21 protein-coding genes, 1 tRNA gene and 2 pseudogenes are annotated in these 25,563 nt (G+C 60.9%); 6 read left to right on the top strand and 18 right to left on the bottom strand.

What is annotated here, in order from left to right; all coding sequences use genetic code 11:
- Positions 1-169 precede the first annotated feature (169 nt).
- Both ACX80V_RS21235 and ACX80V_RS21230 read left to right on the top strand, forming a co-directional pair.
- Positions 170-1,060, top strand: a complete 891-nt coding sequence (locus tag ACX80V_RS21235; protein WP_485844810.1) for a DsbA family protein — start codon at positions 170-172, stop codon at positions 1,058-1,060.
- A gap of 151 nt (positions 1,061-1,211) precedes the next feature.
- A tRNA-Thr gene (locus ACX80V_RS21230) sits at positions 1,212-1,285 on the top strand.
- Between the two features lie 1,400 nt (positions 1,286-2,685).
- Here the strand turns inward: ACX80V_RS21230 and ACX80V_RS21225 are convergent.
- The 4 genes from ACX80V_RS21225 to ACX80V_RS21210 form a co-directional block, all read right to left on the bottom strand.
- Positions 2,686-3,066: a universal stress protein gene (locus ACX80V_RS21225; RefSeq protein ID WP_056341426.1), complete on the bottom strand. Its 381-nt coding sequence runs from the start codon at positions 3,064-3,066 to the stop codon at positions 2,686-2,688.
- Positions 3,067-3,109: 43 nt separating this feature from the next.
- Entirely contained in the window at positions 3,110-5,137 is a 2,028-nt protein-coding gene (locus ACX80V_RS21220) for a tripartite tricarboxylate transporter permease (protein ID WP_485844809.1), read from the bottom strand.
- Between the two features lie 8 nt (positions 5,138-5,145).
- The gene (locus tag ACX80V_RS21215) at positions 5,146-6,354 is read right to left on the bottom strand and encodes a Bug family tripartite tricarboxylate transporter substrate binding protein (protein ID WP_485844808.1); all 1,209 of its coding nucleotides are present in this window, start codon (positions 6,352-6,354) and stop codon (positions 5,146-5,148) included.
- An 84-nt stretch (positions 6,355-6,438) separates the two neighbouring features.
- Positions 6,439-7,518: a PrpF domain-containing protein gene (locus ACX80V_RS21210; RefSeq protein ID WP_485844807.1), complete on the bottom strand. Its 1,080-nt coding sequence runs from the start codon at positions 7,516-7,518 to the stop codon at positions 6,439-6,441.
- A 277-nt stretch (positions 7,519-7,795) separates the two neighbouring features.
- Here ACX80V_RS21210 and ACX80V_RS21205 point away from each other — a divergent pair, with 277 nt between their 5' ends.
- From ACX80V_RS21205 to ACX80V_RS21195, 3 genes are all read left to right on the top strand, one after another.
- The gene (locus tag ACX80V_RS21205; protein ID WP_485844806.1) at positions 7,796-8,710 is read left to right on the top strand and encodes a LysR family transcriptional regulator; all 915 of its coding nucleotides are present in this window, start codon (positions 7,796-7,798) and stop codon (positions 8,708-8,710) included.
- 132 nt (positions 8,711-8,842) lie between these two features.
- On the top strand, positions 8,843-10,015 hold the full coding sequence (locus ACX80V_RS21200) for an MFS transporter (RefSeq protein WP_485844805.1): 1,173 nt from the start codon (positions 8,843-8,845) through the stop codon (positions 10,013-10,015).
- Between the two features lie 183 nt (positions 10,016-10,198).
- Entirely contained in the window at positions 10,199-11,152 is a 954-nt protein-coding gene (locus tag ACX80V_RS21195; RefSeq protein WP_485844804.1) for a tetratricopeptide repeat protein, read from the top strand.
- 302 nt (positions 11,153-11,454) lie between these two features.
- Here ACX80V_RS21195 and ACX80V_RS21190 read toward each other — a convergent pair whose 3' ends face one another.
- From ACX80V_RS21190 to ACX80V_RS21150, 9 genes are all read right to left on the bottom strand, one after another.
- Positions 11,455-12,012, bottom strand: coding sequence for an amidohydrolase family protein (locus ACX80V_RS21190; protein ID WP_485844817.1), 558 nt, complete (start codon positions 12,010-12,012; stop codon positions 11,455-11,457).
- Positions 12,013-12,024: 12 nt separating this feature from the next.
- A complete protein-coding gene (locus ACX80V_RS21185; RefSeq protein WP_485844803.1) occupies positions 12,025-12,207 on the bottom strand; it encodes an amidohydrolase family protein in 183 nt (60 codons plus the stop codon).
- Positions 12,208-12,932: 725 nt separating this feature from the next.
- A complete protein-coding gene (locus ACX80V_RS21180; protein ID WP_485844802.1) occupies positions 12,933-13,346 on the bottom strand; it encodes a hypothetical protein in 414 nt (137 codons plus the stop codon).
- Between the two features lie 62 nt (positions 13,347-13,408).
- Complete coding sequence (locus ACX80V_RS21175; RefSeq protein ID WP_485844801.1) at positions 13,409-13,597, bottom strand: hypothetical protein; 189 nt, start codon at positions 13,595-13,597, stop codon at positions 13,409-13,411.
- A 213-nt stretch (positions 13,598-13,810) separates the two neighbouring features.
- Entirely contained in the window at positions 13,811-14,080 is a 270-nt protein-coding gene (locus ACX80V_RS21170; protein ID WP_485844800.1) for a hypothetical protein, read from the bottom strand.
- A gap of 225 nt (positions 14,081-14,305) precedes the next feature.
- On the bottom strand, positions 14,306-16,669 hold the full coding sequence (locus ACX80V_RS21165; RefSeq protein WP_485844799.1) for a N,N-dimethylformamidase beta subunit family domain-containing protein: 2,364 nt from the start codon (positions 16,667-16,669) through the stop codon (positions 14,306-14,308).
- Positions 16,670-16,674: 5 nt separating this feature from the next.
- On the bottom strand, positions 16,675-17,022 hold the full coding sequence (locus ACX80V_RS21160; protein WP_485844798.1) for a N,N-dimethylformamidase alpha subunit family protein: 348 nt from the start codon (positions 17,020-17,022) through the stop codon (positions 16,675-16,677).
- 609 nt (positions 17,023-17,631) lie between these two features.
- Positions 17,632-19,038: an APC family permease gene (locus ACX80V_RS21155; RefSeq protein ID WP_485844797.1), complete on the bottom strand. Its 1,407-nt coding sequence runs from the start codon at positions 19,036-19,038 to the stop codon at positions 17,632-17,634.
- 130 nt (positions 19,039-19,168) lie between these two features.
- On the bottom strand, positions 19,169-20,320 hold the full coding sequence (locus ACX80V_RS21150; RefSeq protein WP_485844796.1) for a hypothetical protein: 1,152 nt from the start codon (positions 20,318-20,320) through the stop codon (positions 19,169-19,171).
- A gap of 344 nt (positions 20,321-20,664) precedes the next feature.
- On the opposite strand from ACX80V_RS21150, the gene ACX80V_RS21145 reads away from it, so the two are divergent.
- Complete coding sequence (locus ACX80V_RS21145) at positions 20,665-21,666, top strand: LuxR C-terminal-related transcriptional regulator (RefSeq protein WP_485844795.1); 1,002 nt, start codon at positions 20,665-20,667, stop codon at positions 21,664-21,666.
- A 309-nt stretch (positions 21,667-21,975) separates the two neighbouring features.
- On the opposite strand, the gene ACX80V_RS21140 is transcribed toward ACX80V_RS21145, so the two are convergent.
- From ACX80V_RS21140 to ACX80V_RS21120, 5 genes and pseudogenes are all read right to left on the bottom strand, one after another.
- Complete coding sequence (locus ACX80V_RS21140; protein WP_485844794.1) at positions 21,976-22,404, bottom strand: TIGR02391 family protein; 429 nt, start codon at positions 22,402-22,404, stop codon at positions 21,976-21,978.
- Positions 22,405-22,636: 232 nt separating this feature from the next.
- Positions 22,637-22,954, bottom strand: a pseudogene (locus ACX80V_RS21135) (IS701 family transposase); the annotation flags it as partial.
- 383 nt (positions 22,955-23,337) lie between these two features.
- Entirely contained in the window at positions 23,338-23,988 is a 651-nt protein-coding gene (locus ACX80V_RS21130; protein WP_485844793.1) for an amidohydrolase family protein, read from the bottom strand.
- Positions 23,978-24,957 (bottom strand): annotated as a pseudogene (locus tag ACX80V_RS21125) (aldo/keto reductase). The gene ACX80V_RS21130 and the pseudogene ACX80V_RS21125 overlap by 11 nt, the downstream one beginning before the upstream one ends.
- A gap of 82 nt (positions 24,958-25,039) precedes the next feature.
- The gene (locus ACX80V_RS21120) at positions 25,040-25,357 is read right to left on the bottom strand and encodes a hypothetical protein (RefSeq protein WP_485844792.1); all 318 of its coding nucleotides are present in this window, start codon (positions 25,355-25,357) and stop codon (positions 25,040-25,042) included.
- Positions 25,358-25,563: the final 206 nt, after the last annotated feature.

Genomic DNA, 25,563 nt, shown 5'->3' with positions numbered 1-25,563 from the left:
TGGGGTTGCTTGTGCCTTTAAGCCACCTTAATAGGATGGAATCTTCGCGGCTATTCGTCCGTTGGTTATTCGGGCTGAATACTTGAAAGCGCAAGCTCTCAGGTTTGTCCCCTAAAATGGTGGAGTCGCCACAGAGTGGTCCCCCTATGTCGATCGACCCAAGGAACACATGAGCCCCGCAAATGAAATACGTAAGTCCAAGGCTGAGCGAACCTCGGAGGCGCGCGAGAAGGCACGCCTGATCCGTGAGGCGCAGCTGACGAAGGACAAGCGCAACAAGCTGCTGATCGGCTGGGGCATTGTGGTGGCCGTGGTGGCCATCCTTGTGGTGGTGGGGCTGGTGGTGACCACAACGATGCGGCAGAACGCCCCGATCGCTGACCAGGGGCCGACGCCGGCCAACGGCAACGTCAACGGTGGCATCACCTTGCTGGCCAATACCGACGTCGCGAAGCTGGAAGCAGCCACCGTTGACGCAGCCTCCGTGGGGGAGCCCCCGAAAACCGCGCCGGCTGAAGTAGTTGCCCCCGGTGCCGAAGCTGAGGCCGGAAAGCCGGTCAAGGTGGTCCTGTACGTTGACTTCATCTGCCCGGTTTGCAAGAACTTCGAGGCCCAGTACAACGAGCAGCTGACGACGCTGCGCAACGAGGGCAAGATCTCGGTGGAATACCGGGCGCTCGGGTTCCTGGACAACCGGTCCTCCACGAACTACTCCTCCCGTGCAGCCAACGCCGCCGCGTGTGTTGTGAATGAGTCTCCGGAGAAGTACGCGGAGTTTGTGGACTCGCTGTTCGCCAACCAGCCTGCCGAAGGTACCGCCGGTCTTTCCGACGACAGGCTCAAGACCATGGCCACGGACATCGGCGCCAAGAACGTCGACACCTGCGTCGACGAGAAGACCTACCGTCCGTACGTGAAGTTCACAACCAAGCAGGCCGCGGCGATCGGCGTCACCGGCACGCCTACGGTGTTTGTGGACGGCCAGCAGTGGGGCAAGGGTGCCAGTGCGCAGACCCCGTTCCCTGACTTCCTGCAGGCAGCGATCACCGCGAAGGGCTAAAGTCCTTCCACTCAGAGGACCTGCTTCCGGATCGATTCCGGAAGCAGGTCCTTTGTTTTGGCTCCGGTTCACCCTTGCCGGCGTTTTTACGAGCGGGCGGACTTGGGCTAACCTTATCTAGCGCCTTGCGGCGCACGCCCCTCGGGGGCGCGCCTCCTTAGCTCAGTTGGCCAGAGCACCGCTCTTGTAAAGCGGGGGTCGTCGGTTCGAATCCGACAGGAGGCTCCGATTGTGGCTTTGACCTGCGGGTTTACTCTGGGGCCCATGACGCGCAGGACCAGATCCTGTAGAGGAATCTGGAACGTCTATTCGGTTCTAACCCGTCCGCTGGGCTAGAAAAGGGTCCTGACCTGCGGCTTAAATGCGAATGCCGCTCACGCAGAGCGGGCGGAAAATTGGGAAGTCCGCGGCGGATTTTCGGTTCGAATCCTCCGCCCGACCAAATTGGGCGCTGATCTGCAGGTTTACTGCCGTTGACAATCTAGATGAGGCCGCTTCTTTCCAGGACTCACCTTTTACTCACCCGAATCAGGTGCCGGCCGGACCGCTAAGGATTCGCGGCGTCGCGGGGGAGTGGGTCGACACAATCGACTCTTAGGCGAGTACACAAGCCTCCTAGTGCCCCCCTTGGAGCGGAGGCGCTTAGCAGCGTTGTTCGTACCTGCGGGCTTCAAGTAGGTGCTGAGGTTCCGCGACTGTCAGATTGGAATCTCAGACTCTTCATGGGGGAGTGTAGAAATCGCCTTTTGGACCCTATTCTGAAGGCATTCAAGTGTCTGCCTGACGGGTGGTTGGGGTGTGCCCAATTGGACGAAAAAGTTGGCTCAATCGCCAGGTTCTCCGGACTTTCCGGGTCCGGCTACACAAGAGGCCGTGTTCGCCAAAACTTCAAGCTCGGCCGGTCTTACAGGGATGTCCCATAGGCGCCAACACCTCGAAATCGAATATGTACGCTTACCATTGGGTGCTAGGCGATGACTTAAGGTATCTTCCGTGCACCGGTGGCAACGCGGCCAACAACCTCAGAGCCCGTGCGACGCCGGCCCGAAGGTTTTGTTTTGAGTCCTAGGCAAATACCGTCGTGGAGCGACCCTGTTGGGCAGGCCTGATTCGGCACACCGATGGGCGGTTGGCATATCCAATTTGCTTCGGGACATTGTCAGCTCAACTTTGGTTTTCTGGTCGTCGGTACACGCGTAGTCCATCGCTGTGCAGGAACAGTGCACGGCCCTTTCCTTCGTCCTGTTGAAGCCAGAGGACGCTGCCGTCCATGGCGAGCATGTCGATGCGGCCTGAGGTTATGACTTGTTCGTGATTGTGGATCTCTACTTGGTCGGTACGGGAAAGTGTGGACCAGTTGGGAATGGGTTCGGGCCTCGGGGATCCATTGTGGGGTTTGGCCGTGCGAGAGCGGGTGTTCATCTCGGTTGTCCTTGATCTGGGGGTCGGGCGGTCTGTTGTTCTGGGGTAGTTATAGGAGGAGGCAGGGCAACCGTATGGTCACCCTGCCTCCGTTTGCATGCTGCGCTGTCCTCGCGCCCGTCCGTCGGGCTACCTGTTGCGATGGAGTGCGGGAACGGCAGCACACGCGCCGGACGATGTGTCCGGCAGTCAGTGGCGCCGGGTCAGAGTTTGTCGGCCCGGACTGCGAGTACGGGGCAGGTGGCGTCGAGCAGGATGCGCTGAACGGTGCTTCCCAGGATGAGCTTGCCCACCATGGAACGGTGCCTGAGTCCAATGACAATCACTTCCACGCCTCGGTCCTGTGCGATTTGGATGACCGCGTCCCCCGGATCGGCCAGGATCGAGGATTCGATGGTCAGGGCCAGACCGGCCTCGGTCAGTTGGCCTTCCAACTCCTGCAGTTCCTGCGCGTCCAGGTCGTGGTGGCCACGTCCGATGTTCACGATGAGCAGGTCTGACTTCCGCCGATGGGCTTCCTTGATCCCTTCAGTTAGCGCTTCCCTGCCTTCGGGAGCGGATGCGTAGGCTACGAGTACCGTCATTTTTGATTCTCCAATGGCTTTGGGTGTGCAGGGTGTTCCGGTGCTAGACGAGGGTGTTGAGCCAGCCCTGCGGAAGGTCAATCGGCAGCAGCGAGGGCAGGGCCAGGAGCACGATGTACAGGACGCCGGTGTAGATGATGGCGACCTTGAGCCGGGCCCTTGCGACTATCAGGAGGAAGGCCGGGATGAAGATCGTGACTGCAATCAGGTATCCGAAGGCGGCCGTGAGAGCCAGGAAGCCTGTCATCCATAGGAAGGTCTTCAACGCGAACTTTGCGTCAAGGGTCCAACCTGCCTTCGCAGGCTGTGTGCCACGGATCCCATCTGCCTCCTCAGCAAGGGTCTCATCTGCCTTCGGGGTTCTGTCGCGAAGCCTTCTCCGGATCTCAATGAAGAGCAGGATACCGGAGAAGATAAGGCCTCCGGTGCTCACCAGCTGGGGGACCAGCCTGGCTTCCGGCGAGAATGACGCGGACGAGATTAAGGCGGCGGCGAAGGCGACGAAAAAGATGCCTGATGCTGTGAGGGACCAGGTTGAATTCTTCAGCGGAGCTTCGTCGTCCTCGGGCTGTTCGTCCCGGTGACCATCGTCAAGGTTGGTCTTGCGGCGGGTACGGATGAACTTGATGAACGCCCAGATCATCGGCAGGATCAGGATTGCCAGGAAGACCAGTACGCCGGGGCGGGCCATCCAGTCGAAGCCTTCGTAGAGGCTGTCGGTGAGGAAGTAGTAGCGTTCCAGCGGGATGGCCAGGACGAAGCCGATGAGGAAGGGTGCCCTGGGGAAGCCAGTTGACTTCAACAGCCAGCCGAAGACGCCCAGGATGATCATGATCCAGAGGTCGCCGAGCTGGCCGCCTTCCTGGAAGGAGCCCAGGAGCATGACGGCGACGAGGCCTGCTGCGAGTATGGCGAAGGGGACCTTTGTCAGCTTGGCGAGCTGCTTGACACTCAGGAAGCAAAGCAGTGCGCCGAGAACGGACGCGATAGCGAAGGACCAGACGATGAGATACATCAGGTCAAGGTGTTCCGTGATGATTGACGGGCCTGGCTGGATGCCGTAGGTGAGGAGCATTCCGAGGAGCATCGCGGAGGGGACTCCGCCGGGGATACCGAACAGGAGGGTGGGGATCAGGTCGCCGGCTTCCACGGAGTTGTTGGCGCTTTCGGGGCCGACGATTCCGCGGGGGTCGCCTTTGCCGAATTGGCGCTTGTCCTTTGCGGTTGCGACGGCCTGCCCGTAGGCCATCCAGGTTCCGGCGGTGGCGCCGACGCCTGGCAGCACGCCTGCCCAGATGCCGATGAGCGCTCCACGGATGACGTGGGTCCAGTGGGTGAGCCATTCCCGGATGCCTTGTCCCCAGCCGCCGCCGAGGGTGATGATTTGCTTCTGTCCGCGGCGTTGGCTGGCGCGGGATGCGATTTCAGCCAGTCCGAAGATGCCGAGGGCAACGGCCACGAGTGAAAGGCCGTCGCCGAGGAACAGGCTGCCGAAGGTGAAGCGTTCCTCTGCGGTGGTCGGAGAGGTTCCGACCATGCCGAGGATCAGGCCGAGGAGGCCTGCCGAGACTCCCTTGATGATGTTTCCCCGTGACAGGACTGCGGCCAGAGATACACCGAGGACGGTCAGCATGAACAGTTCGGGACTCGCGAAGGAAAGGACCAAGGGCCGGGCCAGCGGGATCGCGAGGGTCAGGCCGACCGCGCCGATGATGCCGCCGGCCATGGAGGAGAGGAAGGCCAGGGTCAGGGCGCGGGCTGCCTGCCCCTTCTTGGCCATGGAGTAGCCGTCGAGCATGGTGACGCTGGCCGATGCGGAGCCAGGGGCTCCGAGCAGTACCGCGGAGACGGTGTCTGAGGTGTGGACGACAGCGAGGGCGCCGATGAGGAGTGCCAGGGCCTGGGGCGGTTCCATGCCGAAGGTGATGGGCAGCAGGATCGCGACGGCGCCTGTGCCGCCCAGACCGGGGATGAGGCCCATGATCAGACCGGCGACGGTGCCGATCAGGAGCATGATGAGGAGGGAGGGGTCAGCGAGGGATGCCAGCGCTGCCATTGCGGAGTCAAGCATGATGGTCCTTATTCAACGTGGATGTTGTATTTGCTCGCGAGCAGCCCTGTGACATAGGACCGGACGGAGCCGCTGACTTTGTAGGCGTCCCGGACGCGGTCGGCCATGCCGGTGTCCGCGACGAGGGGGTAGCCGCCGAGTACTTTGGAGGCCTTTTCCTGGAAACGTGTGTCGGTGCCGAGTTTTTCGCTGGACTGGCGCAGCAGCTCGTAGGCGTTCTCCGGTGTCTCTTGTGGAACCCAGAGTCCTTTTTGGTATGTATAAGTCAGGCCGAGCAGGGTTTTGTAGGCCTCGTACTTTTCGCCGGAGGGTTTCTTGCCGTGGAGAGTTTCGTACGCTTCTGCGACCGTGGGCACGTCGGGGAAGTTGGGGTCACGGATGACGTCCCCGGCTTCGTTCAGCTGGCCGAAGGACATGAGGACGACGGCTTTGCCTTCCTTGACGATGCTGGCGACGGCGGATCCGTAGGCGGAGGTCGTCTGGTAGTCGAGGTCGATTTCGCCGCGCTGCAGGGCCAGGTTGACGGGTCCTCGGCCTTCAAAGCCGAACGTACTTGTCACGTCGGCCTCGAGCAGGTCGAATGCGACCAGCGTGGTGATGTCCAGGCCTGTGGCGCTGATTCCGCCGAACTCCAGCGGGGTGTCCCGGTTAATCAGGTCCTGCACACCGGCTACCCCGGCTTCGGCCCGGGCGTAAATGACTCCGCCTGTCCCGTTGACGACGACGGGCCTGAGGTCCTCGAAGGAGTATTTAACGGCTGAGCGTCCCAAGACCCAGGGAACGACTGTCGATGCTGTCCCGACGAGGATTTCGGTGCCGTCGGTCTTGGCTGAGCGGGCGAACCTGTTGGTGCCCAGGATGCCTTCACCGCCTGCTTCGTTTACGGGTGCAAAACCGGGGCGGCCGGGGACGTAGTTAGTCAGTTCGGTGCCGATGAACCGGGCCCAGGTATCTGTTCCACCGCCTGAAGCCAGGGGAATGAGAAATTCGAGGGTTTCGCCGCTGAAATTGCCGTCCTCGGTACTGGAGGGCGGGTTCAGCAAGCTGCCACCAAGGACGGTGGTTGCAGCTCCCAGCAGTGCGAAGGCGCCTACAGCTGTAAGGATGGTGCGCCGGGAGTGCTTGGGCGGATCGGGCTGCTCGCTTGGCTCGATCTGCCCGTCGGTGCCAGCCGGGGAGAATCCGGGCGGCTCCAAGGATGACTTGTTGCTCGTCATTGAGGAATCCTTTGCTTCGGGCCTACCTCAATGCAACACCACTCAGGCGTCAATAAGAGGACAGGCTGTTAACTTGTGTTCCGCTTACCAGGACTCTGGAAGCAGCAGTTCGGCGTCCGCTATGCGGCGGGCGCTTCGGATGGTTCCGACGACGGGCACGCCGTCTAGGTTTTCCGCCCATGTCTGGACGAGGCCGGCGGGGGTGCGCATGACCAGCCCGGAGGATGGATCAGTTGTGAGGAGGTTCCGGACCACGGTGCCTGGGTGCTGCGCGGCCATGGTGAGCGCTACGCTTCCCGTAATGGCCAGGGCCGGGTGGAGCCTGCCCATGGACAGCATTCTGACGTTGAGGTCGGCTTCATCGTCCGGGGCCGCCCTGCCGACCAGCGCCAGCTTCGGTATCGCCCGCGCGGCCTCAGCGCGCGTGGCTACAAGGCCCATGCGCACGGCAGCATCCCGGCGGACATCGTCCAGATGCACAAGGAGTGAAGCCTGGCTGTCGATGTCCGCGGCCGTCTCGTTGCCGGTGAGGCCGATGGACTCAACGTCCAGAATAATCAGGGGAGCGCCGGCATCAATGAGAGTCGCTGGCACTTCATGCCCGTCGAATGTCACTTTCTCCGCCGGTTCGCCGGTGGGGAACAGTTTCCCCGTGGTTCTCCCGGCGGGGTCCAGAAATCCCATTCCGACTGACAGTCCGGGGAACGGGACGCCGGGAATCATCTGGGTGCCCGGATCCTGAAGTTCTCCGCCCGGAGTTGGAACCTTCTGCAAAATGAGCTGATCGGTGTTGGTGTTCAGGGTCCGGACGGATGTGTTCTCCTGTCCGGGAGCCACCCAACCTCGCTGGATGGCATACGGGGCGACCACGGCTGAGCAGTTGCCGCAGTTACTGCCCCAGTCCACCCGCTGCTCGTCGATGGCCACCTGTGCAAACGTGTAGTCGACATCGGCCTCGTCACTGAGGGAGCGGGACAGGATGACGGCTTTGCTTGTCGTGGATGTTCCGCCTCCGACGCCGTCGATCTGACGGTTGTCGGGGCTGCCGAAGAGACGCAGAAGAACTTCGTCCACGCTCTTTCCTGGGACCTGTAGATTGTCCCATTCGAACACCCAGCATTTGCTGGTTCCGCCCCGCATCCACGCCGCTGGGATCTTAAACATGATTGCTTTCACACCTTCCTGGGACCCTTCATCGGGCCTGCAAGCCTTGCCGGCTGGTCTAAGTGTGATCCGAACCTCAGATGAATTACAAACGCTAAATACTGCACGACCATGCATTTCTACTTCAATCAGTTGGGCCTTAAATGCACTTACGTTGGCTCGGGCACCGTGACGGAAGACGCCGACACTGAACTCAAGCGCCAAATGCCGCTCTACATGAAGCGTGAGCTTATGATTGTTAGGGGGGCTTAAGTAATACTTCAAAGGAGGTGCGACTGTGCTGAACATTCGGAGGCTCGAATTGCTGCTGGATGTGGTCGAGCTTGGATCGATTACCGCTGCTGCAGAAAAGCATGTGTACTCCCCGTCCGGAGTTTCGCAGCAGCTGCGGCGTCTGGAGGCAGAAATCGGGCAGCCGCTTCTGCAGCGGCAGACCCGTGGCATGGTCCCCACGGATGCCGGGCATGTTCTCGCAGCGCACACGCGACGTATCCTGCGTCAAATGGCTGCCGCTGAGGCGGATCTGGCAGAAATCGCAGGACTCCACCGAGGCAGCCTCACCATGGGGACCTTTCCCACCCTGGGCGGATCCTTTCTCCCGCTCGTGATCAGCCGGTTCAAAAAGGAGTACCCGGCGATCGAACTGCACGTCCGCAGTAGCCGCTTCGAGGACTTGGTCGAAATGCTGGAAAACGGCCAGGTTGGAATGTCACTCCTCTGGGACTACGAATGGAACCGGATCAATCCGGGGGACTTTGCCCTCACCACTGTCTTCGAAGACGCAACCGCACTGATTGTCGGCAAGGACCACCGATTGGCGCGCCGGAAGCAGGTGGACATGGCAGACCTGGCCACAGAGGAATGGATTGTCCGCGGTGAGGCCCATCCCGTGGTTGAAGTACTGCAACGAAGCGCACGTGCGGCAGGGTTCACGCCACGGATCGCTTTCCAGGCCAACGACTACCAGGAGGCCCAAGCCATGGTCAGTGTTGGCCTGGGCATCGCGCTTGCTCCGCGAACCGCCGTCGTCAATAAGCATCCCGGTGTCAGCATCGTTTCACTCGGTTCGAGCGCCCCGTCCCGAAGGGTGCTCCTCGCCCACCGCCACGACAGAGTACGCGCTGCAGCGGAAATGGCCTTCCAGGCAACGCTCCTGCAGGTAGCCAAAGATACGACAGCGGACTTCCGGTGAAGGACCGCGTCCGAAAAGTTCCGTGCCTGCAGTGAGGCACTTCGTATCGGGATCGCTTCGCTTCGCATCAACTGCCCTGACAGAGCCAAAGGGGGAGTGGTGAGCGAGAGGAAGTCCAGACGGTGGTTATGGATGCTGATCGCATCCGCAGTGCTTTGCCAAATCGCTCTCAACCTGGCAAGGCCACTCATCACATATAAGGTCTTGGCCCTGGGCGGCGACTCGGTTGCAGTCGGCCTGACCTCTGCCTCCTTCGCCCTCCTCCCGGTGGCGATCGCACTCTGGCTGGGTCGAATGTCCGACCGCCGCACGTCGATGAAGGGCATCACCCTGGCCGGGACGCTCCTGCTCGCGGCCGGCCCGTTCCTGCTCTCGGCCGCCCCATCTCTTCTGCTCGTCGGCGTCGCCAGCGCGGTACTGGGCGTGGGACACCTGTGCTTCACGATTGCCGGACAGTCTGCCATCGCAAGATTTGTTCCGCTCAGCAGGATGGACGCAGCTTTCGGCTGGTTCACCGCGGCATTCTCCCTAGGCCAGCTCGTCGGTCCGCTGGTTGCAGGTCTGGCCATGGGAGCTGCAGGAAACGCCCCCGCCGCCGCCCGGCTCACGGACGCCAACGCAGCATTGATACTCGCCGGGGCAATAGCGGTGCTGGCCATGCCGGTCGCTCTCGGGGCATCAACGAAGGAACGCGCAAGTGCCCGGGGAACCACAGAGGCAGCTCCAGCGAAGGCCCCAACATCAAAGTCCGTAGCCCACCTTCTGGGTATCCCCACTGTCAAGACCAACATGCTCGCCAGCCTTGCATTACTGGCCACGACCGACATCATCGTTGCGTTCCTCCCTCTACTGGGAGAGGAAAACGGGATCGCCCCCATCGGAATCGGCGTCCTTCTGGCCATCCGGGCGGCCGCCTCGATCACGTCCCGTCTGCTCCTACCCGTGATGCTGTCCCGATGGAGCAGAACCGGACTCATCACCGCCAGCCTCGCGGGGGCAGGCACCACCCTGGCGATCCTGCCGTGGCTGTTCGGAAATCCTGTGATGGCGGCGGTCATCTTAGCCATCGTTGGATTCTTCCTCGGACTAGGACAACCGATCACGATGACACTCATCACCCAGGCAGTTCCTCCGGACGCGCGAGGCGCGGCACTGGCGCTGAGACTGCTCGGCAACCGCCTCGGACAGGTTGCCCTGCCGATCGGGGCAGGGCTGCTGGCAGCCCCAGCCGGGCCGGGGGGAGCCTTATGGATGTCGTCAGCCGTTCTCTGCATCGCCTCCATAAGATGGCCAAGAAGGCCCTGAGCCTCGTTCCAACATCCCGAACAGTGCCATGGACAGCCTGATTGCTTAGGGGACCGGCGACATCCAGCAGGTTGCGCTGCCTGGCGGTGACTGGCGACATCTGCGGGGTTAATCCATCACAATGAAGCTACGGTCACGATGCCGTGAATTGCGAAGATGGCGTAGCCCTGAGCGGAGCCGCAGATGAATCATAACGAGCCACTAGGAGAAGCCGCAGCAGCGCTCCAAAAAACGGTCGACGGCGGCGACTTTGATCACGCCCCAAAAGCCGCAGTCACCCTTGGGACGCTGCGGCTGGAACTTGGTGACACCGCCGGAGCACAAAGGGCGTTCCAAACTGCCAAGGACAGCGGCCACCACGAGTACGCACCAAGGGGTGCGGTCCTTGTCGGGATAAGACTCATGGAGTCGGGTGACTGGGAAGGAGCTCGCCGCGCGTATGAGCAGGCTATCGTCAGTCGCCATCCCCATCATGCGCCTTCCGCCTGGGTCATGATGGGGATGCTCCTGGAAAAACAGGGAATCCCAAGTGAGGCGAACGGAGCATACCGGGCAGCCGTTGACAGTGGTAACGCTGAATATGCACCCTTGGCCGCGGTCGGACTGGGGTTACTCCTCCAAGGACAGGGTGACGCTATCAGCGCCCAAGTGGCCTACCAAACAGCAATTGACAGTGGACACCCCGACCACGCACCCTTCGCGATGCTGCTAATGGGGGAATACTTCACCGGCGGAGACCTGCGGGCCCGTGAGCACTTCCGCGATAAGGCCGCGCGTTACGGAAACCCCGACGTACTCCTGAGTCTCGCTGAGCTTTACATTGCCGAACGGGAAGTACCGAAAGCCCGTTTGTTGCTTCAGCAGGCGGCGGTCTGGGGCAACAGTGTCGCCGCCCATTCGCTTCAGATATTCGGTCCGGACACCGCCAGGGTAACCAGCGACGCCGCATCTAAAGCAGTCTTGAAACTTGCTCAGGCAGGCGACACCGACAGCATGAACATACTCGGACTTCATGCGGCCGTTCGCGGAGAGGGCATCGAGGCACGCTCATGGTGGACTAAGTCTGCCGGCGAGACGGACGTGATAGCCCCGCTGTTGCTTTCGCGCCACGGGGGTGAGTGGACTTCCGCATCATGAGGATGCCGAAAGGAAGCTTGGGCGGACCATCGGCTAACGGCAAGCGAGCAGTTCCATATCGCCGAAAGCAGCCCGCCAATCAGATCTTCGGCCCAGGCAGCACAGCCCAACCGGCCGTTTCTTCGCCCAAGAGCGGAGAAACTGACCGCATAAAAGGAATGCTGCATAGTTCATCGAGACGGAAATCGCCGCATCGCCACCGCGAATCTGACGACGCCGGAGAGCAATCATCCCTCGGTTTTGAGGAGCCTGCGCCACGGATACCAAATACACGGAGATCTGAGAGGGTGCACTTCGGCGAGCTATTCCTTCAACCTGTAAAAGCGTGCCCCGTTGTCGTAAAGGGCGAGACTCGCGACGTCGGCAAGAATGTCCGCCACGAGTTCCAAGTCCGCTGGTTGAAACGGCACCCGGGCCCTCGTGCTGGGAAGATCGGTTCCAAACATCAGAGCTTCCGGGTTCTCTTGGTGGATCTCTCGGATAGTGGAAGCGACGTCGAGCTGGACCCGACCAAACCCCGTGGCCTTCACCCGTACGCCACCGGACACGAGGCGGAGCAGCACATCGCGATGCACCGAAGTCATGCCCAAGTGATCGATGCTCACCTTCGGAAGTGCTGTAATGACCGGTTCCAACTCCACCAAGTCATTCGCGTCGAGATAGAACTCGACGTGCATCCCTGCAACATCCCATGCTCGTCGCCCAAGTGACGAAACACTTTCCATTTCCGCCGAGCCGCCCCGATAAAGATTGAACCGAACGCCGCGGACTCCCGCTTCAGCGAGACAAAGAAATTCGTCATCGCTTGTCGTCTCGGCAATATTGGCAACGCCCACGAACATCGGGCCGAGCGTAGCCAGCGCGTCGGTCAGTTAGCCCTGGTCGAAGGCCTGGAATGAACCTGAAACCACGACACCGCCCGTAACTCCCAGATCTGAAACGGCCCGCAGATAATCCGACACCGTGAACTCAGGCGGCAGGTACCCGTTGTTTCGCACGAGCGGGAAGCGGGAATCGATGATGTGGAAATGGCTGTCAAAGATCCGTCGGGTCATTCTGCTCCCTCGCTAAGTGGATGGTGCGCCTCAAACCCTCATTCTGTCAGGTTGAGTTCGAGGCCCGCCCCAGAAGTAAGTTAGGACGTACGACACCGTTTCGTCAGGTTGGGGTGTGCCCCAACCTGACGACTTCCCAGCCGTGAGCCAACGGGTCCGGCTAGACAAGAGGCCGCGTTCGACCTCCGCTTTAAGCAGGCTGGTCCTACAGCCTTGTTCAGAAGGCGCGAATAGTTCGAAATCGAACTTGCACGCGTACCAGTACATTCAGCGTGAGCGCCCGCCATAAATGTTGTGGCGGCGAAGACATGAAGCTCCCGCCGCCACAGACAGGGATGTGCTTAGTCTTTGTCCGTTGCGGATGCAGACGCGTAAACAACTGTGGTTGTCACAGTTTTGGGTGGCGGTAGTTGCCAATCGTCACCGGCCGAGCTCTGTGTTTGGGCACGCGGCACGAACCTGCCACCCGTCCTTCTGATGGAACGTTCGTCTACCTGTTCCGTAGGAAAGCTTGAGCCGGAGGATGCCTCGATCAAAATTTAGGTTCTCGATTACCCCGCGTGAAACGACGAGGCCGTTATCGAGCACTTCAACCTCAAGGCCACGTTTGAGCGCTCCCCCGTCGAAGACTTCCAAGGACATCGGTGTCACAGTTCCTGCCCAGGACATCGCATTAAGGGACATCCAAATGGCGCCTGAAAATGACCGGGCTTGGGAACAAATGGCTACCTTCGATTTCGCAATGAAAGCATCGCCAGCTCGCAGGCGACAGCTTCCATGGCATTCATGCGACTTTCGTGCCGGCTGCCCTTACCCTTCTTTTCATGCTTCGGCGACAGCGGGACTTCGCTGATCGCCCCTAAGCTACCCGTTCGAATCGGGTCACCGCTTCCCACGGAAGAAATCGGGTCATAAAAGATGACATCTGTGCACTGCCAGCCGGTGGCAACATCTGGGAGGAGATGCGGCAGAACGCCTGGTATGCCCTGGGAGGGCTGGGGGACGACGCTCGGGTACATCACGCCAAGGACGACCAGACCATACTCCTGAGGGCATTGCTGCGCCGGTCCATGGGTAGGGATGGGGGAACCGTGGTCTTCACGAGTTTTCTGCCTTCTTTGTATATCGAGGGGCGTCATTCTTCACTCCTTAACCAAGCTGTCCTAGCCAACCACTTGGCGTATGCACCAAGCGGTTCGCCTCAATCCTGGGGCTGCCGCAGCGGGTACTTCATGGACGATGAGGAGAGCAGCGTCGGCGGGGTAGTGTGCTTTGCCGTTCCCATCTTGGACATCCGGAGTGGGCCCGCGCGGATGCGATCAGAGCCACGCTGCTCAAAGCCCGCGCCGATGAACTTGACCACCCGACGATAGAGCAGGAGTTGCAGCACATCCCAGGGTCTTTGGCCATCCGCTAAGTTCTCATTCGCTCTCAATAGGTTTGGCGACCAATCACTGTGCCCTTGCTCCGACATCACTGAGGGTCCAGGACGCGAGCGGGGTGCAGTTTGCCCACGTCACCGACCCCGACGAAAACCGCTGGGTTATCGAGGGAGCAGACGACCCCGGAGATCAGGGACCGCACACCCCAAACGGTCCGCGCCCTAACCGGCGGGGCATTGAGACGGAAGCGGGGTGTAAGATCCGGTGCTGCTGCACAGATCCCGTTCCATCGTTACTCCGTAGGGGACATCGCCACTTAAGTTCACTGTGTATTGGCCGGGTTCGTGACGCGTTACGAGAATGCCCTGCCACCCCTCCTTCATCGAGTGGTCGCGGGCCATCTCAACCGCCATGTTGATGCTGTCTTCAATTTCCGCCCGGGAAAGCCCGGTGATGTGGAAGTAGCCGTCAGGCTCAAGCGTGGTAATCATGAGAACTCCTGATGCACCCTGGGTTTATCGTCTTTGATTTAGGTGCTGAAGATTTGGGCGTGGTGGGTGCCGTACCGGCTGAATTGGTCGGGAAGAACTGTGGGACGTCCGGTCGTATAAGAGGGCGAACCATCCTGAAGATGGTCCGCCCTCTGCACTAATGTTCAGCACGATCGCTCGAAGTTACCGTGCTGCCCGGGCGTCGTGCAGTTTTTGAATCGAAATTCAGCTTCCAGCTGGCTGGAATGAGCCTTTTTCGCTGAGGATTTCCTGGAGCGGTTCGGTTCTGCGGAAGCGCCTGAGGACGTTGCCGGTTATCTGAGCGATGTTGTTGTCGTAGTTGTTGTGGGACAGTGACGCTGTGTAGGCGATGGAGCCGACGGAGAAGAAGCCGCCTCCTCCATCCAGGGCGCAGTACACGATGTCGGACCGGACGCCTGGTTGTTCCGTGGCTCCGATGCCGGGAATCGATTCGTAGACTTCTTCTGCGGCCAGGAGGTACGCGTCCGAGAGCGGGCCCGATGTGGCGAGGACCAGGGTACCCGGTGGCGAGCCGAGACCGGGCTGGTAGCAGTCGACTTCGGCGCCGGCCGCTCCGCCGCCCATGATTCCAAATTCGCCCAGGCGCTCGTTTTCACCGATTCCTTCGAAGATGAACCCGGCGGCTGGTGAGTGGCTGTCCTCGAGTCGCTCGTAGTACGTGCAGCGGTCGAAGCCTTGCGCGGCGAATCCCACTCCGGCGAGCTTCTGGGGCGGCAGGCCCTTGTTCCTCCAGATGCCAGCGAGCTCACCTGATGTGGCGTGGCGCTTGTCTCCATATGGGGATTGGTGTGGGCGCGTGCCTCCGTCGGAGCGTCGGAGTTCCATCAGGTGCGGCTGTTCTGGGTCGAAAGACACGGTGGCGTAGAACCCGTTGCCGCCCAGATACATGAGCCTGCCCCCGTTGGATGTGAACTCCTCCAGCGCGGTGAGCTCCTTGCGCGTCACGTACTCGGGATGGCTGCCGGTGATGACCACCCGGTAGTCGCGGAGCAGACCGTAGCCTTCGCGATCGAGATCCTCATCTGTGATGGCATCAAAGTCGCAGTTCTCGGTTTCGAGCCAGTGCACGATGCACAGGTCCGCGGGAAGTCCCCACACACCTTCTGCCTGGAACCATGCCCGGTGTTTGGGCTGCAGGGTCAAGATGGGTTTGCGGACACTGCCGAAGACGACGCCGGACCCGTCGTTGTGGATCTCGTAGCAGGAGCGGCCGAATTCGGGATGATCCTGGAGCGTGAGGTCTTCGCGGTCGAGAATGGGGGTGCGGCTGACGATGATTTCGGCGCCGTCTGCTTCGAAGGCAATCCGGTCGTTGGCGTAGGCCAGATATGTGGCGGTGGAGAACAGCACGGCGACGTCGTTCTTCTTTTGGCCTGCCCGGACGAAGAAGGGAAGGTATTGCTCTGCTCCGTCCGCGGTGAGCTTGGCTGCGTATACGCCGCTGGGCAGGTCTGAGGGAACGTCCAGTGTGAATGCTTCCGGCCAGCCGGCGTCGGTGATGTCGTCGTCGTGGAAGTGGATGGCATCGTATTCATCGGGAACCTGCCTGAAGTCGTCGACGAGACCTGTGAAGGAATGGCCTGCGACGGCGCGGGTGGGTGCGTTGTGGCACCTGCCGTGGAGGCGGTTTGGGGATTCGTCGAGTACGTCCCATAGGAGCAGTCCGTCGTCGCGGTGGCTGCGCCCAAAGTGCCAGTCAGCGACTGTGTCGGTCGTGGCCGGGGTGGAGCGCTGAATCGAGACGCCGCCGATTTTGCCGTTGAAGCCGTTGGCAGCGAGCCATCGTTCCCCGTCCAGCCGCGCGCCGGCCCCTATGCGGAAGGGAGCTGTCGTGGCTGCAGGTGTGGATGGTTGGGCGGCCACGAGTTTTTCTTCAGGCTCCAGGGGCAGCGCCTGGTCGGTGTACCGGTTCATGATGTTGGAGAGGGGGGCCTGGATAAGGCGGATGTGGCCGGCTGCCGTATTGACTTCCACGTGGAGGCTGTACCAGTGGTGGCCCTCCAGCGGGCTGTTCAGTGAAACGGACTTCACGGTTCCTTGTTCGCTCCAGATGAAGGTGGGTCGCCCAGCATCCAGTACGAGCGCGTACCCGGTAGAGCAATCTTCTGCCCAGTTTCCTAGGATGACTTGCCGGTCGCTTGCGCCCCCGAATGAGTTCTGAGTGACGTGGTAGGCACCGAAGTTCCCGGAGCGGGAGCTCAGGGGCAGGGTGGGGTATACCTTGGCCTGGATGACCAGGCCGTCCGGGCTGGTCAGCAGCGAGGACTGGTCGGGTATTTCGACGTAGGAACCCGGCTGGCAGGCGTAGTGCGTTCCCTGCTTTTCACCATCGATCTCTGAGGGAACCGGTGTCTCGAGGAACCCCGGACCGGCGTCGCCGGTGAATCCGTGGCGTAGCCGGACCAGCGACGCCTGGTATGTGGAGGGCCCTTCGCAGCTGACGTGGAAGGAGAGGCTTTCTCCGGGGCGAGCCGCGAAACGGTCGGTGTAGCCGAAGATTTTCAGTTCGGGCTGGGTCTCAGTGGCGGGTGCTGCTTCTGCGGTCATTTTTGTTAGCTCTCCAAAAAATTCTTGCGGCGCAGTGAGAACACTTGGCGCAGCGCGTCTTCGTAACTGTGGAATGTTCCCGGCATGAGAAGGAGATTTCCTGGTGCTCCGAGGGTAATCCGGCCGATGCCCCACGGTCCGTTGGGGCCGAGGTTGAGGATGATCTCTTTGCCGTTGGCTGAGGCATTCCCGAGTGCGCGCACGACGCGGGCTGTCTTGTCGTCATGGGGACCCAGTGGGCAGCGGTCGTACGCGGCTGTTACTTCATCCGTAAAGTCGCGGCGTAGCCGGGATGAGAAACGTTCCTCGAAAATGCTCATGAGCTCGGATGAGCGATCCGCGCTGGTACGCATCAGTTCGCTCCGGTTCGGCCACGGTGGAAGTAGCCAGGCTGTGGACTGGTCCGCGGAGTCATGGGATGGTCTCGCTTTCGTTTTGACGTGGGACGGGTGGCTGGCGGGAAGCTGCCTGCCGGCACTACCCCAGTCCACGCCCTTTTGTTGTCTGTAGCTTCCACGGTATGACTGGAAGGTTGTGAAAAGTATCGGTAGTTGTGCGTACTGGACGGGACGCTCATAGAGTTGGTCTTAGTGGCGGCCTGGTCGGGAGTTGCACGGATTCGTAGGTGTATCCGCGGGTACGCTTTCGCTGACCCAAGCGTGAATTGGCCGCGTCCTGGCCAGCATGCCTGGGGTGGCTGTGGCTGTGGCTGACGTCGTGGAGATCAGCCTTGCGATCGCTTCTTCCAGGGCTGAACCGGTATCCAAGGCGCGCCACGACGGCGTCCGTTCGGTTCGGCTCGTCAATTTTTAAGGTAGTGCTTCCTAACTGCGGATTGTCATGCCCTGTTCGAATTTGCGCATTGCTGTGGGAACCCCGGATCACCGGCGCTGACTTGAGAGGCAGAACCGGTGACCCTTCGACCCTTGCGGTTGCGGCCGAGGGGTTTGTCCCGACGGGGCTTAGATACGGTCTTCCGTTTCAAGCGTGCGGCCGGACCGTTTCAGGACGAGTGCGACGATGGTACCGATGACCAGCCATGAGATGCCGATGATTTTGGCCAGCATGTTGGTGCTGTAAAGGGCATATCCGAGCACGGCAATGCCCAGCATGGGGGAGATCCAGTGGATGAAGTACTTCCGGCTCGACTGACGCAGGCCGAAGTGGATGATGACACTGATGTGCAGCAGGATGTAGGCAGTGAGGGCGCCGAAGGTGACCATGGTGACGATGAGCTCGATTTGTCCTACGGCCAGTACGCCGATGACGGCGGTGAGGATGGTCACCACGATCATGGCGGCCTTGGGGACCTGGTGCTTTTCACTCACCGCGGCCAGGCGGCGGGGCAGTTGGCCGTCGCGTGCCATTGCGAAGATCATCTTCGACGTGGTGGCGTGGGAAACGAGGACGTTGGCGAACAGCGCGATCAGGGCTGTGATCAGCGTGAAGGCGATCTTGAACCAGGGCCCAATAACGGTTTCGCTGATGTAGTAGAAGGCGTTGTTCGTCGCGTCCCCCTCGGCGAATGGTTCGTTGTTGGGTACAAACAGCGCCGCGAAATAGACCTGTGCGACAAACAAGGCGATCACGAGCCACAGGACGATCATGGTCGCTTTCGACACGGCTTTTCCGCCGCCCTTGGCTTCCTCGTTAAGCGTCGAGATGGCGTCGAAGCCGATGTAGCTCAGGGCAGCGACAGGGATGGCCGTGAAAACGAGTTCCCAAGAGAAAAATTCAGGTTGATAGAACGGAGAAAGGCTGAACTGTGCGCGGCCCTGGGCGATGGCCACCAAGGCCCCGCCGACGAAAACGATGAACGCCGCGCCTTGGATGATCAGGAAGACCATGTTCATCCGGGCCGTAACAACGATTCCGCGGAGATTGATAAAGGCCACCACCGAGATAAAACCTATGACCCAGATCCAGCCCGGAACATCGGGCATGAGCGCCGCCATGGCGGACGCTGCGAGGATGCACAGCAGCGCCGGGAGGAGCAGGTAGTCCAGGAGGATGGCCCATCCCGACAGGAACCCCACGAACTTCGTGGTGCCCAGGCGGACGTACGAATATACGGACCCGGCAACGGGGTACTCCTTGGCCATTTCTTTGTAACTGAGGGCGCTGAAGAACATCGCGATTCCGGCTACCAGGTAGACCAACGCGGCCATGCCATGGGAGAAATTGAAGATGGTGCCGAAAACGGCCACGGGAGCCAGCGGGACCATGAAAATGAGGCCGTAAACGACGACATCCGTCAAGGTCATGGTGCGGTTGAGCTCTTGCTTGTAGCCGAGCGCCCCTAGTTTTTGCTCTTCGACGTCGTTGACTCCGGCGTCATTGGACGAAGTAGCGATATTTTCGTTTTTCATGGGCTATCTGTGCCTCTCAGGGGAATCCTAGTCCTGACTTCGACTCATGGATTCTGTAAATGGGATCGGGGTGAAATGAACGAGCGATCGGGTGTGCGCTCAATGTTCGGCGGGGCCTCGTGGGCGGAAATCAGTCGGGTGCGGCCCGTACCGTCAGGGACGGGGATTGCCTCGGCGACGAAATGACAAACGGCACATATTCCTCGGTAATGGCCGCGCGTAACTGCACGGCATAAAACCCGCTTTCCAGCGATTCCGGGACGGAGAGGGTGATCCGCGACTGCCATCTCTCGGTTTCAGGCCACCTGTCCACCAGGCGGACAGCGCCGTATCTTTCCGGCGCGGTCCTGAAGTCTTCGTTCACGTTGCCAAGATGTCCCGGAACCGCCCTCAGAGGTGTGTTGACGCAGTGGGCGTTAAAAGAGCCGGTGATGTCGGGGACTTCATCCGGGTGGATACCGTCGTCGGAAAGGCCTCGGGAGAAATCCCATGCAGCGGTTAGGGCAGAAGCGTCCAGACGCCGGGCGTGCAGCCCCGGCAGATCCGCGGTCCGGGTTGCGTTTGCGATCGCGTACGGAGACTCCAGCGTTCCCGTGAAGGACTCTTCGGCTGCCGTCCAGTGTGAAGTGAGCTTGGCACTCGCGCCGATCATGATGGGAGCGGGCGGCAGCCGAGCGAGTCTGCGATAACCCGTTATCGTGCGGGTTTTGCAGCTCAAGTCCGCCAAACGGCGGGACCCCGCGGCCGCGGAGCATGGTTTCTGAGACAGGGCACCGAGACCTGATGCGAGGTCGTAGGACGCGGCCACTTCGTGCCAGATGCCCGGCTGGAGAGGCTCCGGGATGCTGAGCTCCATCCCGGCGTCGCCGTCGCCCGCCAAAAGCGTCAGCCTTCCCTGACGAAGGAATACTCCTGATCCTGCGCCCGTGGTTGAGTCCCACGCGGTTAGAATCGCTTGCTGTGCGACCTTCGGCACGTCAGAGCGTATGAAAGCTCCGAACGTAACACCAGCAGCCCTGCTGAAGGCATTTTCGCTGCCCGGCACTTCCAGGTAGGGGCGCGGGCAAATCCCATGCCAGCGGCGTTCATATCGTGCATCGATGCTGCTGCGCACCGCCATTCCATCTATGTCCGGAGTCGCTTCTTCGCGGCGGTGGTCCCCAAGACGTAGCAGCTGCGCCTGAAAGCTGGACGAGCCCCGGCACGTGATTGTGAAGCAGATGTCCTCCATCGGTCTGACATTGAAGCGATCCGCCTGCCCGTGAAGCTCAAGGTCGGCCATCAGTAAGCCCCTTCACGCTGGCCTTGTCGCCACACGAGGCGGGCCGGATCCGCTGATCGAGCGGGCAACTGTGCCCGCACGTGATAATGGCTTCACGAGGTTTTGGCTCAATGCTTGTCACTTTGTGCTCTTTCACGACCGATACGACACTCACGACTTCGTGTAATCAGCCTACGAATACGGCCTCGCCCCCAACATCGGTATTTATACGTACTCCCAAGCAACCGGCTTGCGCACGCCAGAAATCCCGCAGGCCGCTCAAGTATTAGAGGCCGAGCATGACCGCCACGGAAGCGGGAGCCGTATAATTAAGCCGCATACCCGGAGGACACGATCCTCCTGTCATGGAGGCCTTGATGGTCAGCGGAAAGTCCCAGATCCTGCTCAAGGCGGCTTTCGCTGCCGGTGCAGCGCAATATCAACTCGACGGCGCTGACCAGATCCTGCATATCCTGGCCGACGGCACCAGACATGACGCCGCCGCCTTGCTCTTCTGGAACCCGGACCGCGCCCAACATATTGTCCTGGCAAACGACGGCTACCAGCCGGAAACCCTGGCCGCGCTAGGGGACCCATATGCAGCGACAAAGGTTCACCGGAAACTGTTGAAACTCAACAGGCCCCTTCGCATTGACGATCTTAAGTACGATTACCGGGAGACGCAGCTGTATCAGACCGCCCTGGCGCCGGCGGGCTTCACCGATGGAATGACCACGTGCCTGATTTCAGACGACGGCCAATATGCCGGGATGCTGCACCTGTCGGCCACTCATTTTCACAACTTCGACGACGACGCACGGGACCTCATCGGGGCGTTGTCCCCGATCGTCGCTGAGCTGTGTAGACGGCAGACGCTGGGCTACCCCATTCTCCGGCTACGCGAAGATTGCAAAGCTTCGCTGTTGGACGCGGAGGGCGACGCCCGTCCCGTCATCTCCCGGAACATGAGCAGTGTGGTTTTTCAGCCGCGCTTCCGCGAATTCGTCGCCCGCTTCCTCGCAGGCAACTCGGCGTCCGTCTCAGGACTGTGGGCCGTCGAGGACGGCACGGTCGCGCTGGAAATCACCCGCACCGCAGCGGCATGGTCAGGACGCGGGGACGTTGCCCTGATCGTTGAAACACCGATGGAACTTCCATTCGGACTGACCACAAGGGAAGCCGAGGTCATCGATCGGATTACGGTGGGGCGCTCAAATCAGCAGATTGCCTCCGAACTCGGCATTTCCATCCGCACGGTCACGACACACGTCGAGAACATTCTCGTCAAGATGGCACAAGAATCCCGATCGGGTGTGGCTGCGGTGGCCATCGGTGCCGGCCTGCATCGACTCGACACACTGTGTTGATCGGCGTTGCGGAGATGCAACGCGGTAAGACGGCTACATCATTCGTGAAGGACGGCCGTCGTCCTACACCAGCAGAACGACGGTTTTGTCGTGCCTGCGGCATGTCAGCATCGAAAGTGACCTGTGGATCGCAGCATAAGCGGCGGCGTTATCGCAGCGCTATATGTCACCCCTGGTGTCCGTTTGCCGATCGGCTAGCCAGCTCGCCGAAACGGGATCCTTCTGCCACTGTTGACCCGGCAAGGACCATTCTACGGACGCTTCATTGACGTATCAGCAGGTGAGTTGATGGCCTCTGGCCGCGCGTTGTCATGCGGTTATTTCGTTGTCGACTTCGGCCTGGTCTATCCAGCGTGCTAGCAAGCTGAAGGCTGCCAGTTGTTCAAGAGCAAGCTGCTCCTCGCCTCCGTCGCTTTCCTGCGGCTTATGCATGCCAGGATTACGGATTGCTGTGTAGAGACCGTCCGCAAAGGATCGAGCGCCCCGGTGAAGATTCTGATACGTTCTTCCCCCGTCGTCTTCCGTCAGTCTGAGCCGCGGTGCACCTTCTTTTGGCTCATCCATAGAGAACGTTTCGTTGAAAAGCGCCGTCTCCGATACGTCCATACGCCCCAGCTTTGCTTGAGTCTCAGCGTTGACGCGGATCGCCGCCTGCATTACAGCTTGGTGATAGTGCCCGGTGTTCCAGTAGGACCTGCCGTTTTCCCATGCCCACGGGTGAAGATTGGCCGCGTCCATATCTGGGGCGTTATCTCCTATTACTACAGTCGCGTTTATTCTGGGCTGCATCGGCGTTTTAAGCGGACTTTCCGCTCGTTGCCTGTTAATCGTTGGTGGTGAGTGATGATATTTGTGTGGCGGACGTAGAAGAGTGGTGCGGTGCCAGACGAGCCGGACGAGCAGCCGCCTGATTTCGGGCAGCGAGAGCCGGATCAGATCCCCGTCTGCGGCGGCTGGGCCCCTTTTTGGAGCGGATCACGGTCATGAAGGCCTGGGCGAACATGGCGAGGGTGATGTGCCGGTACCAGCCGGTGTATTGGCGGACCTGGTAGTGGTCCAGCCCCGTTTCGCCCTTGGAGGTTTGGAAGGTTTCCTCGATGGCCCACCGGGCGCCGGCGATCCGCACCAGCTCGGCCAGGGAGACCCGGTTGGGGCCGTGGCAGATGTAGTAGGCCAGGTTGGTCGGGTCCTTCAGGGAGCGGCGGGCCAGCAGCCAGTGTTCCCCGGTTTCGGCGGGTCCGTTTATGCGGGTCCGCGCCCAGGAATAGCGGCGGTCGACGGCGGCACCCGGCTTGGGCGCCGCCGTCGCCCTCTGTCTATCTCCAGGCCGCGCTTGGATCGCCCCGCGCACCGCCCCAATTGGCCATATGTCGGCCTGTAAGCTGCATATCCCGTCAGATGAATCAGCCCGGAGATAGTCCCTACCTCAAACTACCCGGCAAGGCTTTCGCTTGGCCTTGCCGAGTAGGGGAGCGCTTTGGCAGTTTGTAGACACGTTGTGCGTTTTGGCCGAGGATTGCATTCCGGTCTTCTGCGGGCAGTTCCGGTAGGGGCTTCGAGGTTGAGCGCCAGGTGCGTGCGTATCCTCCCGCGAGTTCGGAGACGGGCCAGTCCCCCCGTAGAGGAGGCGCTGGGGGCCGAAGGCTTCCAGCGCATCGTGGAAGAAGGGTCTTATTTGCTTGGTGGACCAGGCGGACATATCGCCGGTCGCAGAGTACAGCCCGGAGAGTTGGCGGCGGTGTTGGGGTGGGCCGCAACATCGCGAATGCGTGAGCGCCAGGAACGCCTTTCATTGTCGGTGCCGCCTATCGGTGGTTTTCCGAGATGGTCGAGCACGAAATGAGCCTCGGGGACCCGTTCCTGAATCAGGCAGAGGTTGTCCAAGCCCCGTTGGTCAGTAGTGACATATTCGTAGGGCACCCCGGCTGCTGCCAGCCGGGCCAGGGATGCCTGCGGATGCGGCGAGAGGATCCAGTCCGGATCGGCTTTGGCGTGGATGAGGTTGCGGATTCCTACGACTAGCCGGTTCTGGCAGAGCTTATCCAAGAGGCGTTCGAATTCATGTGCTGGCGTTTCCAGGTCAAGCCAAGCGACCACACCGAGTACCCGGGCATTGGACTCGGCCACAGAGAGCATGTGAGAGGTGTCCACGGCTGTGTCCGCCGCTTGTACGAGCAGGACCCCAGAGATGGAAAAGGCGTCCAGGGTAGGTGTGATGTCATCGAGTCCGAGGTTTCTGTTAATCGAGGGCGTTGATTCGTCCGGCCAAACGTAACCTCCGATGGAGAGATCCCAAACGTGGACGTGGGCGTCAATGATCATCTCTATCGCCGCAGTTCCTGTGCGATTTGGTCGAGTGCTGGCCAAAGCTCATCGGGAATCGCGCGCGGTATCGTTGGGCGCCCGCATGGGCTTGTGCTGCCGTGCGGGTGCCGAGGACGACTGAGTGAACAGGCTGGTCCCTGAGTGCGAACTGGACGGCCGCTTCGGGCAAACTTACACCGTGTGAAGCACAGATTTCTGCCATTCTTCTTGCCGCGACGATGAGATTTTGGGTGCGGTGGCGTAGTTGAATTGAGCATCGTCGGGGACGAAAGCTGAACTGAGCAGCCCCGAGTTGTAGACCCCTGCGGCGACGAGTGCTACGTTCCGTTCCTGTGCCAGGGGCAGCAGAACCTCATCCGCGGTCCGATCGAGTAGTGTGTGGCGCCCAGCAATCATGACAATGTCAAGGTCGCATTTGTTGATGAACGCGGCAGGCATTTCCGGTTGGTTCATTCCGACGCCTATGGCTTGGATGATGCCTTCGTCGCGTAGTTCGATGAGTGCGTCCATGCCGGTGGTGGAGGCGTCACCCCAGTGGTCATCGGGATCGTGGAGGAAAACGATGTCGATACAGCCCAGTTGCAGCCGCTCCATGCTGGCCTCGACGGAGCGCCGGATGCCGTCACGGCTGAAGTCCCAGACCCGGCGCAGGTCGTCGCGGACCAGGAAGCCTTGGTCGTCCCTCCCCGTGGGACGTGGGTTCGGCTCCAGCAGTCTCCCCACTTTGGTGGAGACAACGAATTCGTTCCGCGGTCGTTCCCGCAAGGCTTTGCCGAGCCGCTGCTCTGAAAGACCCAGTCCATAGTGTGGGGCGGTGTCGAAGTACCGTATCCCTTCGTCCCACGCTGCGGTGACCGCAGCTGTGGATTCTTCGTCGGTTGTTACCCTGTTCAAGTTCCCGAATTGGGCACATCCGAGTCCGATCTCTGTCAGGGGTGTGCCGGTGCGAATGATCCGGGTTTTCATGGCCAACTGTTCCTGTGAGCTTTCACATCGTTGAAGGTGGTGGGGTTCTGGTACTTGCGGTTCTCGGGACCAGCGCCCTGGGTCATGGCGTCTCCTGGACAGGATTGCCGTTTTTGCGGATGCCGAGCTCCAGCCCTCCCGCCGGCGCCCTGAGCACCGCCCAGCAGACCACGAGCGCCTCGATGACCTTCGGCCCGTACACCGGGGCCCGCGGCGGACGGGAACGCACCGGCCGCAACTCCAGCGCCTGCCGCAGCGCCCGCCGGGCATAATCACGGTTCCAGCCCGTCAGCTCCACCAACTCATCCAGGATCCGCATCTTCCCGGCGCGATTCGCCCGCGCGTAAGCCCGTGCCTTGATCACCGTGACAGCCTGCCGCTGGCTCATCGTCAGTCCCATCCCTCAAGGATGTCCGCGGCCCGGACCTTCCCGGACCTTTTCAGATGAGGCAACGTATCCGTCGCCGCGGACCTTTCCTATGAGTCAACGCGGACCGCCCGGGGAATCATGTCAAGATGCGCGCGTAGCATTCTTCGTGGAATCATTCCGAAGTGCGCGCGTGGCGGGCTTGGGTTTGGCGGCTTGTTTGCTGGTCGTGAGCGTTA

It is taken from the genome of Pseudarthrobacter arbutini (genome assembly GCF_054510915.1).
Note: the sequence above shows the minus strand (reverse complement) of the source record. Positions and strands in the feature narration are given on the sequence as shown.